The organism is Thermosynechococcus sp. (assembly GCF_046299635.1).
Classification (GTDB): domain Bacteria; phylum Cyanobacteriota; class Cyanobacteriia; order Thermosynechococcales; family Thermosynechococcaceae; genus Thermosynechococcus.
Map to the genome: position 1 here is coordinate 53813 of NZ_JBKBHV010000012.1, position 10689 is coordinate 64501.

Annotated in this window: 10 protein-coding genes and 1 tRNA gene; 6 read left to right on the forward strand and 5 right to left on the reverse strand. The window is 54.3% G+C overall.

Translation table 11 applies throughout. From position 1 onward, the window contains the following. Nucleotides 1-28: 28 nt before the first annotated feature. Complete coding sequence (locus tag ACK4IR_RS06890; RefSeq protein ID WP_409873637.1) at nt 29-2227, forward strand: phosphoketolase; 2199 nt, start codon at nt 29-31, stop codon at nt 2225-2227. Nucleotides 2228-2233: 6 nt separating this feature from the next. Then, nucleotides 2234-3424, forward strand: coding sequence for a Coenzyme F420 hydrogenase/dehydrogenase, beta subunit C-terminal domain (locus tag ACK4IR_RS06895; RefSeq protein ID WP_409873638.1), 1191 nt, complete (start codon nt 2234-2236; stop codon nt 3422-3424). 78 nt (nt 3425-3502) lie between these two features. Here the strand turns inward: ACK4IR_RS06895 and psbA (ACK4IR_RS06900) are convergent, their stop codons facing one another. Both psbA (ACK4IR_RS06900) and psbA (ACK4IR_RS06905) read right to left on the reverse strand, forming a co-directional pair. Then, nucleotides 3503-4585 carry a photosystem II q(b) protein gene (psbA, locus tag ACK4IR_RS06900; protein WP_409873640.1) on the reverse strand — a complete coding sequence of 361 codons (1083 nt, stop codon included), beginning with the start codon at nt 4583-4585 and terminating at the stop codon, nt 3503-3505. Nucleotides 4586-4888: 303 nt separating this feature from the next. Then, nucleotides 4889-5971: a photosystem II q(b) protein gene (psbA, locus tag ACK4IR_RS06905; RefSeq protein ID WP_409873641.1), complete on the reverse strand. Its 1083-nt coding sequence runs from the start codon at nt 5969-5971 to the stop codon at nt 4889-4891. Nucleotides 5972-6233: 262 nt separating this feature from the next. Between psbA (ACK4IR_RS06905) and ACK4IR_RS06910 the strand changes: the two genes are divergently transcribed. From ACK4IR_RS06910 to ACK4IR_RS06920, 3 genes are read left to right on the forward strand one after another with little or no spacing between them, the layout of a single operon-like run. Further along, entirely contained in the window at nt 6234-7421 is a 1188-nt protein-coding gene (locus ACK4IR_RS06910) for a TRC40/GET3/ArsA family transport-energizing ATPase (RefSeq protein WP_409873643.1), read from the forward strand. A gap of 26 nt (nt 7422-7447) precedes the next feature. Beyond that, on the forward strand, nt 7448-7933 hold the full coding sequence (locus tag ACK4IR_RS06915; protein WP_409873644.1) for an ABC transporter ATP-binding protein: 486 nt from the start codon (nt 7448-7450) through the stop codon (nt 7931-7933). After that, the gene (locus ACK4IR_RS06920) at nt 7855-8133 is read left to right on the forward strand and encodes an ATP-binding cassette domain-containing protein (protein WP_409873646.1); all 279 of its coding nucleotides are present in this window, start codon (nt 7855-7857) and stop codon (nt 8131-8133) included. The genes ACK4IR_RS06915 and ACK4IR_RS06920 overlap by 79 nt, the downstream gene beginning before the upstream one ends. Here the strand turns inward: ACK4IR_RS06920 and ACK4IR_RS06925 are convergent. Further along, nucleotides 8130-8423, reverse strand: coding sequence for a DUF3082 domain-containing protein (locus ACK4IR_RS06925; protein WP_409873648.1), 294 nt, complete (start codon nt 8421-8423; stop codon nt 8130-8132). The genes ACK4IR_RS06920 and ACK4IR_RS06925 overlap by 4 nt on opposite strands. After that, nucleotides 8420-9724, reverse strand: a complete 1305-nt coding sequence (purD, locus tag ACK4IR_RS06930) for a phosphoribosylamine--glycine ligase (protein ID WP_409873649.1) — start codon at nt 9722-9724, stop codon at nt 8420-8422. The genes ACK4IR_RS06925 and purD overlap by 4 nt, the downstream gene beginning before the upstream one ends. Nucleotides 9725-9914: 190 nt before the next feature. Between purD and ACK4IR_RS06935 the strand changes: the two genes are divergently transcribed. Next, nucleotides 9915-9988: transfer RNA gene (locus tag ACK4IR_RS06935), tRNA-Asp, on the forward strand. Between the two features lie 19 nt (nt 9989-10007). Here ACK4IR_RS06935 and ACK4IR_RS06940 read toward each other — a convergent pair. Further along, complete coding sequence (locus ACK4IR_RS06940) at nt 10008-10586, reverse strand: M23 family metallopeptidase (RefSeq protein WP_409873651.1); 579 nt, start codon at nt 10584-10586, stop codon at nt 10008-10010. Nucleotides 10587-10689 lie beyond the last annotated feature (103 nt).

A 10689-nucleotide genomic window follows, 5' to 3' on the forward strand; every position in this document is an offset into this window, starting at 1 on the left:
CGTGCAGTCAACAGTTGGGTCTAAATCTATGACAGCGGTAACGTCGGTGCCTAGTTTCTGTGCCGGAATTCAGTATTTTGGCAACGATTGGCCGGATTGGGAACGCTATGGTCAGACACCGCTGCTAAATGCCCAACAGAGCGCCGTCACAGATCTTGATGCCCCTGAGGCGGCCTATCAAACACTTCTCTATGCCGATGCCCTGCGCTATCTGATTTTACAGATGACCGGCAGTAAGGCCTCCGGTCACCCCGGTGGGTTTGCCAGCCAAGCGGAAGCCTATGCAGCGCTCGTGATGCTGGGGTACAAGAACATCATCACTGAAGTCGGCCACCATGCCCCCGGTTTTTACGCCGCCCTGTTCTTGGATCGCTCCCTCGAAAAAATGGGCATTTATACCGTTCAAGACCTGCGCGATCGCTTCCGCGAAAAACACGGCCTGCTGGGTCACCTTTCCGGCTACATTCCCGGCGTTCTTGCCCCGGCCGGCCCCCTTGGACAGGGGCAGCACTTTGCCATGGCCGCCGCCTGGTTGCACCGTCAAACCCTCTTTCCCTTCACCTTGGGCGATGGTGGCCTAGGGGAACCCTACGTCATGAGCAGTATGGCTCACTTCCACACCGCTTTCCCAGACGTGACGAACTTCCTGCCCATTCTGGTGTGGAATGGCTTCAGCCAAGAGCACCACAGCATGGTTTCCACCAAAAGCAATGAGGCCATGATGGCCTACTGGCACGGCAACGGCTTCCAAGAGGTGGTGCTGGTGGATGCCAAGGACTTTGATGACAGCGGCCAAGAAGGCGATTACGTGGATAGCACCCTTTTCTCCTTTGGTCAGCGATTGGCCTTTATGCAGGCGGTGCTCAAGGGGGTGCAGGAGGCGGCGCGATCGGCCCTCTCCGGTAAGCTGACGGTCTTTATCCTGAAGCAACTCAAGGGTGCCGGCGTCCATGCCAAGGGCGCAAAATCCCACAACCTCTACGCCCAGCACACCCTCGACAACCCCGATATTGTCAATGCTCTGAAAGCCCGTGCCCTCTCCCCGGCAGCGTGGGAACTGGTGCGCCAAAACTGTGTGGCGGCAGCCGGCGGGCCGGCGGCGGAAGTGGTGGTCACCGAGCAAGTTTTAGACTTGCCTCCCCTTGGGGAAATTGCCCTCGAAGCCTATGAATTGGGGGAAAATAAAGTGGCCACAACGGCAATGGGGCGACTGGTGGCGGCAGTGGGGCAGCGCGATCGCCGCTATTTGGTCACGAATGCCGATGGCAACGAAGCCTCTGGGATCGGCAATATCAACCAAGCCCTGAAGATCATTCACCCGACTCCAGATCCCCTCTACAACCAACTGCCCAACGGCCAAGTCTATGAACCTCTGAGCGAGGATGCCTGCGCGGGTCTGGCGGCAGGGTTGTGCTTAATGGGGAGCCGCAGCCTTTGGTGCTCCTACGAGTCTTTTGCCGTTAACGGCCTCCCCATTTGGCAAACGGTCACCCAAGCCATGGCCGAATTGCGGCGACCGACCCCCAGTACGGTTACCCTCTTGACTGCCGGTGCCCTAGAGCAGGGACGCAATGGCTGGACCCACCAGCGTCCGGAAATTGAAGCCTACTATGCTGCCCTACTGCGCAACGGCAATGTCTTTGCCCTCTTTCCTCCCGATGCCAACAGCATTCAAGTGTGCTATCGCTGGGCACTGACGGCTCAAAACAAAGGCATTGCCATCTTTGCCAGTAAAACCCCCCTCCCAGTGCGCACCACCTTTGCCCAAACAGAACAGGCTCTTGAGGAGGGTGCGGTGACCCTCTACGAGTCTGCTAGTGGTCGTGCCACCTTGGTGCTGGCGGTGCTAGGGGACATGATTTTGCAACCCGTCTATAGTGCTCTGCCCCAGTTGGAGGAGTTGGGCTATCGGGTACGCATTGTCTCGGTGATCAATCCGCGACGGCTGTATCGCCCCACCGATGTGGCTTGGCAGACCTGTGCTGAACCGGATGGTGGCTTTGCCGATGAGGCCACATTCCAAAGACTCTTTGCTGGGGATGCCCTTTTGGGAGTAACTGGCGGGTCTGCAGCACTGTTGGAGCCAATTCTTTTGCGCGCCACCTGTCCCCGCGATGTCTTGGCATGGCAGCGGGGAGAAACCACAGCCAGCGCCGCCGAACTTATGGCCTACAACGGCCTGACCGCCGAAGCCATTGGCGATCGCGCCCGTTCCCTGCTGAAGTAAGTGCCCATGACTGCTGCCCATCAAAAAGCCCGTGGCCTCAAGCCCGGTAGCCCCCGTCCCGCCAAGGCGCTGTGTAGTGAGTGTGGCCTCTGCGACACCTACTATATCCACTACGTTAAGGAGGCCTGTGCCTTTCTCAATCAGCAGTTTGAGCGCCTTGAGCAGCAAAGTCATGGCCGTGCCCGCGATCTTGACAACTGGGATGAGTGCTACTTTGGGGTTCACTGGCAGATGCTGGCGGCTCGCAAAACCGAACCCCTTCCGGGGGCGCAATGGACGGGGATTGTCAGCAGTATTGCCATCGCCATGCTGGAATCGGGACGGGTTGAGGGGGTTGTCTGTGTTCAACATAGCGAGAGCGATCGCTTTACCCCCAAGCCTGTGATTGCCCGTACCCGCGCAGAGATTCTGGCCGCCCGCGTCAATAAACCCACCCTCTCGCCCAATCTGTCGGTGCTGGAGCAGGTGGAGCAATCCGGCCTCAAACGGCTTTTAGTGATTGGGGTCGGCTGTCAAATTCAAGCCCTGCGAGCCATCCAAGAGAAACTGGGGCTTGAGAAGCTCTACGTCCTAGGCACCCCCTGCGTAGATAACGTCACCCGTGCCGGTCTGGAAAAATTCCTAGAAACCACAAGCCGATCGCCCGCAACCGTGATCCACTACGAATTCATGCAAGACTTTCGGGTACATTTCAAACACAGTGACGGCTCCACAGAAACGGTGCCCTTCTTCGGCCTGAAAACCAATCAACTGAAGGACATTTTTGCCCCTTCCTGCATGAGTTGCTTTGATTACGTAAATGGCCTTGCCGACTTAGTGGTGGGCTATATGGGGGCTCCTTTTGGTTGGCAGTGGCTGGTGGTGCGCAATGAGCGTGGCCAAGAAATGCTTGACCTTGTGCGCGATCAACTGGAAACTCAGCCGGTCACCAGTGCCGGCGATCGCCACGCTGCCGTGCAGCAAAGTATTCCTGCCTACGATAAAGGGGTGACCCTGCCGATGTGGGCAGCCAAACTGATAGGGTTGGTGATTGAGCGCATCGGCCCTAAGGGTCTAGAATACGCCCGCTTTTCCATTGACTCCCACTTCACCCGCAACTATCTCTATGTGCGGCGCAATTATCCCCAAAAACTCGCCGCCCATGTGCCCGCCTTTGCCCAAAAAATCGTTGATCAGTACCAGCTCCCGTCCCAATAATGAAATGACCATAAAAAAAGCCCCCCTGTGGGGAGCCATATTTGGACTTATCACTAGAGAGGTTTAGGAGCGCCCTGTTTAGGCTTCGATACTTGGGGCAATCATCGCCACAGGAGCCGATTCACCGCTGGCCAAGTCGAGGGGGAAGTTGTGGGCATTGCGTTCGTGCATCACCTCAATACCGATGTTGGCGCGGTTGATGATGTCGGCCCAAGTATTGATGACATTCCCTTGCGCATCTACAACAGAGTGGTTGAAGTTGAAGCCATTGAGGTTGAAGGCCATCGTGCTAATGCCAAGGGCAGCAAACCAGATGCCCACCACTGGCCAAGCAGCGAGGAAGAAGTGCAGTGAGCGGCTGTTGTTAAAGCTGGCGTATTGGAAAATAAGACGACCAAAGTAACCGTGAGCCGCCACAATATTGTAGGTTTCTTCCTCTTGACCGAACTTGTAGCCGTAGTTGGTGGATTCGGTTTCCGTGGTTTCGCGGATTAAGCTGGAGGTCACCAGCGAACCATGCATCGCGGCAAACAGGGCACCGCCAAAGACACCGGCTACACCCAGCATGTGGAAGGGGTGCATGAGGATGTTGTGCTCCGCTTGGAACACAATCATGAAGTTAAACGTACCGGAAATACCCAGCATTAGGCCATCGGAAAAGCTGCCCTGACCAATGGGGTAGATCAACAGCACAGCCGTTGCTGCTGCCACCGGCGCAGAGAAGGCCACGGGAATCCAGGGTCGCATCCCTAGACGGTAGCTCAGCTCCCACTCCCGACCCATGTAGCAGAAAATGCCGATGAGGAAGTGGAAAACAATCAGTTGATAAGGACCACCGTTGTAGAGCCACTCATCAAGGGACGCGGCATCCCAGATCGGGTAGAGGTGCAACCCAATGGCATTAGAGGAGGGCACCACTGCCGCTGTAATGATGTTGTTGCCATAGAGCAAGGAGCCAGAAACAGGCTCACGGATGCCATCAATATCCACAGGGGGTGCCGCAATAAAGGCAATGACAAAGCAAATCGTTGCGGCAAGGAGCGTTGGGATCATGATCACCCCAAACCAGCCAGTATAAAGGCGATTTTCTGTGCTGGTAATCCAATCGCAAAAACGCTCCCCCAGATTCGCTGTCTGACGACGTTGCAGAACTGTAGTCATAGTCGTTATGGATCCATGAATAACAACAGAACTTAAGCAGCAGCAATGAACGCTGCAAGATCTTATTTATTGATTATATGGTTATATTTCTGAGTGGCAAGAGGTTTAAGGCCAAGTTTTATAGAATCAAAAAAAACTTTATTTATCTATTAATTTTTATCAATCTTTTAGATTGAAGCTTGGGCGGGTATCAGAGCCTCTTAGACTTGGGTTTTTAGCGTGTTCAATCCCCCTGTGTAAGCAATAAAAAACCGCCCCTAGGTGCAGGAGCGGCTGCGTAAAAGCTTAGCAGATGAGCGTTGCTTAGCCGTTGATGCTCGGAGCAATCATGGCCACAGGTGCAGACTCGGCGCTGGCCAAGTCGAGGGGGAAGTTGTGAGCATTGCGCTCGTGCATCACTTCCATACCCAAGTTGGCACGGTTGATGATGTCAGCCCAAGTGTTGATCACGTTGCCCTTGGCATCAATCACCGAGTGGTTGAAGTTGAAGCCATTGAGGTTAAAGGCCATGGTGCTGATCCCCAGCGCCGTGAACCAAACCCCGACCACGGGCCAAGCTGCCAAGAAGAAGTGCAGCGCACGGCTGTTGTTGAAGCTGGCATATTGGAAGATCAAACGGCCAAAGTAACCGTGAGCCGCCACGATGTTGTAGGTCTCTTCCTCTTGACCGAACTTGTAGCCATAGTTGGTGGACTCGGTTTCCGTAGTTTCACGGATCAAGCTGGAGGTCACCAGCGAACCGTGCATCGCGGAGAACAGCGCACCACCAAAGACACCCGCCACACCCAGTTGGTGGAAGGGGTGCATGAGGATATTGTGCTCAGCTTGGAACACAATCATGAAGTTGAAGGTACCGGAGATACCGAGGGGCATACCATCGGAGAAGCTGCCTTGACCAATGGGATAGATCAAGAACACAGCGGTAGCAGCAGCCACAGGAGCGGAGTAGGCCACGCAAATCCAAGGCCGCATACCGAGGCGGTAGCTGAGTTCCCACTCACGACCCATGTAGCAGAAGACACCGATCAGGAAGTGGAAGATGATCAGCTGGTAAGGACCACCGTTGTAGAGCCACTCATCGAGGGAAGCAGCTTCCCAAATGGGGTAGAAGTGCAAGCCAATGGCGTTGCTGGAGGGGACAACCGCACCCGTGATGATGTTGTTGCCATAGAGCAAGGAGCCAGAAACAGGCTCACGAATGCCATCGATGTCCACAGGGGGAGCAGCGATAAAAGCAATCACAAAACAGATGGTTGCGGCTAGCAGGGTGGGGATCATGATCACGCCAAACCAGCCCACATAGAGGCGGTTATCGGTGCTGGTCACCCAGTTACAAAACCGCTCCCACAAATTCGCGCTTTCGCGACGTTGGAGAGTCGTTGTCATAGTCGTGATAAGTCCAAATATATTTCCATTTACAAACCCTTGGAAACAGTTACAAACTGCAAGGGCTTAAGCACTAAGTTAATATCTGCCCTTAGAGATTGGGGAGAGGCCTAAATTATTGTTAGTAAAGCTAAATAGTTAGTTGTATTTATTTATTTTTCTTAATGATTTTATTTCCGTTGATTGCGAGCGATCGCCCCCCTGAGGACAAGCTCAAGGGTTAAGATATCCTAAGCAACCGTCTTTAGGGCAGAGCCTTCCCATGCGCGTAATTTTAATGACTGGCAAAGGTGGCGTTGGTAAAACCTCAGTGGCGGCAGCGACGGGGTTACGCTGTGCCGAGTTGGGGTACAAAACACTGGTACTGAGTACTGATCCCGCCCACTCCCTTGCCGATAGTTTTGATCTCGAATTGGGGCATGTCCCTGTCCCTGTTGCCGAAAATCTCTGGGGAGCAGAACTGGATGCCCTCATGGAGCTGGAGGACAACTGGGGAGCCGTTAAGCGCTACATTACCCAAGTTTTACAGGCACGGGGCCTAGAAGGCGTTCAAGCGGAGGAATTGGCAATTTTGCCGGGGATGGATGAGATTTTTGCCCTTGTGCGCATGAAACGCCACTACGATGAAGGCCAATACGAGGTTCTGATTATTGACTCTGCCCCCACTGGTACGGCACTGCGGCTGTTGAGCTTACCCGAAGTGAGCGGTTGGTATATGCGCCGCTTTTATAAGCCCTTGCAGCGGATGTCCGTGGCCTTACGACCCATTGTGGAGCCGATTTTCAAACCCTTGGTGGGCTTCTCTTTGCCCGATCAAGAGGTGATGGATGCGCCCTATGAATTTTACGAGCAGATTGAAGCCCTTGAAAAAGTCCTCACCGACAACACGCAAACCTCAGTGCGCCTGGTCACCAATCCAGAAAAGATGGTGATCAAGGAATCCCTACGTGCCCATGCCTATCTCAGCCTCTACAATGTGGCCACCGATTTAGTGGTGGCCAACCGCATTCTGCCGGAGACGGTTCATGATCCCTTCTTTGCTCGCTGGAAAGAAACCCAGCAACGGTATCGCCAAGAAATTCACGACAATTTTCGCCCCCTGCCCGTCAAAGAAGTCCCTCTCTTTGCGGAGGAGCTTTGTGGCTTAGCGGCACTGCATCGTCTGAAGGAGACGCTCTACGCTGACGAGGATCCAGCTCAAGTCTATTACCAAGAACAAACGATTCGGGTGGTACCCAGTGATGGCCAGTACAGCCTTGAACTTTATTTACCGGGGGTGCCCAAGGAAAAAATTGAACTCAATAAAACTGCCGATGAGTTAAACATTCGCATTGGCAACCATCGTCGCAATATGGTGTTGCCCCAGGGATTGGCGGCACTGCAACCCGTGGGTGCGAAAATGGAAGCGGACTATCTAAAAATTCGTTTTGCCAGTGTCACGAATAGCTAACAATAACTATAACGAGACTTCGCTGTGTGACCACCACTGCGCTGGCGATCGCCACTACAAACTTAACTAAGGTTTATCGTTCTGGACACCAGCAGACCCCTGTTCTTCGGGGCGTTAACCTGAAAATCGAATACGGCCATATTCACTTGTCAATGGGATCTTCGGAGTCAGGTAAAACCACCCTGCTCTCGATTTTGGCGGGGATTCTGGCTCCCACCAGTGGTCAAGTGGTTGTCTTAGGTCAAGAGATTACGCAACTGTCCAAGGCAGCCCTAGCAAAATTTCGCCTGCAAAATATTGGCTTTGTCTTTCAGAATTTTAATCTTTTCCCAGCCTTGACAGCACTGGAGAATGTGGAAATTGCCCTCAATCTTAAGAGCATTAAAGGTCAGAAAGCCAAGGAGCAGGCGGCAGACCTTCTCAAGGCAGTTGTTTGGGCAATCGCCTTGACTTTGCGCCCGCCAATCTCTCCGGGGGTCAAAAACAACGGGTTGCTATTGCCCGTGCCCTAGGGGGTGAGCCAAAAATTATTTTTGCCGATGAACCCACCGCCTCCCTCGATTCCCAAAATGGTCAACAGGTGATCAAGATTCTCTACAAGCTGGCAAAGCAGAACGGCTACACGGTGTTGATTGTCACCCATGATCCGCGTATTACAGCCATTGCCGATCGCATCACCAACATCGAAGATGGCAAAATCAGCGACGGTTAAGCTTGCTCCCGCTGTACCCAGCGTTCCCATAGGAGTTGCAGCGTCAGAGCCACTAGACCTACCGCAATAATACTAAAGACCCCCGTTGCCAAGGTACATAGACCGACTACAAGGGTGCGCACGGCCACGGCCAAGCTATAGACCAGTTGATTGTGGTAGCTGACGGCATGGGTGGCAAAGACGTAGGCGATCGCCCCTGTGAGCCGATAGAGGAGAATTCCTAGCGTACCAGCAATTAGCGCGCCGGTTAAACAGCGTAAGGGGTTAGTTTTTGGGAGGAGAACGGTCATGGACAGGATTCACCTTTGTGAGCCGATGATTCCAGAATACGGTAGCCAATGTCACGACGATAGTAGCTATCGGCAAATTGAATGGCGCCGACGCCGGCATAGGCCTTAGCTTGAGCGGTGGCAAAATCAGGAGCTAAGGCAGTGATGTTCAAGACCCGCCCACCGTTGGTGTACCACTGCCCGTCTTGCCAGCGAGTTCCCGCATGGAAAACGAGTACCCCTTGGGCGATCGCGTCGGGAATACCCTGAATGAGATCCCCTTTGCGGTAACTCCCCGGATAGCCCCCTGCGGCCATCACAACCGATAGCGCCACCTCCTTGCGCCATTGCAGCGCCCCCAAGCGGTCAAGGCGGCCTTCGACACAGGCCAAAAGCACCTCAATTAGGGGAGTTTCCAAAAGGGGCAGCACCACTTGGGTTTCCGGATCGCCAAAGCGACAGTTAAATTCCACCACGTAAGGTTCCCCTGCAGGCGTCACCATTAGGCCGGCATAGAGTACCCCGCAGTAGTGGATACCCCGCTCCTGTAAAGCCCCAAGGGCAGGTTGGAGAATAGTCTTTTGGATCCGCTCCATTAATTCTGGTGTGACCCAAGGCACAGGGGCATAGACTCCCATGCCCCCCGTATTCGGACCGGTATCCCCTTCGCCAACACGCTTGTGATCTTGGGCAGGCAAGAGCGGCACAATTGTTTGGCCATCGGTAACAGCGAGTACCGAGACCTCTTGCCCCTCTAGGACTGATTCAATGACCACCTGTTGACCAGCGGCGCCAAATTCACCGCCAAAAATCCGCTCGAGAGCAGCGATCGCCTCCGCTTCTGTGGTTGCTACTGTTACGCCTTTACCTGCGGCTAGGCCATCCGCCTTAATGACAATGGGTGCCCCTTGGGCTTGCACATAGCGAGCGGCCGCCTCGTAAGTGTCAAATACCGCTGCCTTGGCTGTCGGAATCTGCGCCGCCTCCATGAGAGACTTTGCCCATGCCTTGCTGGCTTCAATTTGTGCCCCTGCTTGGGTTGGACCAAAGACGGGGATCTTTAACGCTTGGAGGCGATCGCCTAAGCCGGCGGCAAGGGGAACCTCTGGTCCAACAACTATTAAATCAACGTTATTCTCTTTGGCAAACTGACCAATGCCCGTCAGGTCGGTGGCTTCAATGGCCACATTCTCACACCGCTCTAGGCAGGCTGTCCCCCCATTACCCGGCAGACAATAGACCTGTGTTACGCGCGGAGAAGCGAGTAACTTCCAAGCGATCGCGTGCTCCCGACCGCCACTGCCAACGACAACGACCTTCACAGATGTACTCCAAAAAGATAGGCCATTACTTTGAAATCAATCCTGAGGAGACTATCAAGTTTACCAGTCAGGCGGCAACCGTCTTCCCAAAGGTAACGAGAAACAATAGTCGGCGATCGCCCTGCAAGGCAAATTTAACCCGTTGACAAGCCCATGATTTTCCTGATAGTCTAAAAATCGCTCAAAAATTGGGACTGTAGTTCAATCGGTTAGAGCACCGCCCTGTCACGGCGGAAGTTGCGGGTTCGAGCCCCGTCAGTCCCGTTACCTTTCAACAAGAGAGTTAACGTTGAGCTTGGCTACCATACATGGCCTGTAAAACCACGGCAGGATTGATTAACTGCCCGCGGTGGCGAAGCGTCCAGTGAAGGTGAGGTCCGGTGGTGCGCCCTGTCATGCCCACCCGTCCAATGCGTGCGCCCGTCGGAACCCGCTGCCCCTTTAGGATTAAAATGCCGCCGGCGCGATCGACCATGGCGCGTCCTTGGGGGGTCTGCTCAACCCGCCCCATCATGTGGCAGTAAACGTGTTCCCAGGCCCCCGATTGAATGCGGACGAGGGTGCCACAGGCGGTATGGTCGGAAACTTCAATCACCCGCCCCACCCACCAGTTGCGGATGTAGCTGCCTTGGGGCGCCGCCAAGTCAAGGCCATTGTGAAATTCCGTTGTGGGTTCCCCCGTGGGCGATCGCCGGTAGCCAAAGGGCGAAGTATAGCCCTGAAAATTCTCTACTGGAAATGAGGCATCGCTCCAGCGGAGTGTCCCTGCCCCTGTATTTTGGGAGGGTTGACCGAGTTGGGGAATGGTAACCGTGCTACCGCAGGCGATCGCCAGTGCCAGACTGATTCGCTGCCAATGCATCTCAAACTCCTCACATCTCTTTTGACCTACCTGAAAAGTGCCGCAGTGCTGGTGAAGCGGCAGACGACCAGCGGGAGGAATTACTCAATTTCAGCTTGTTGCT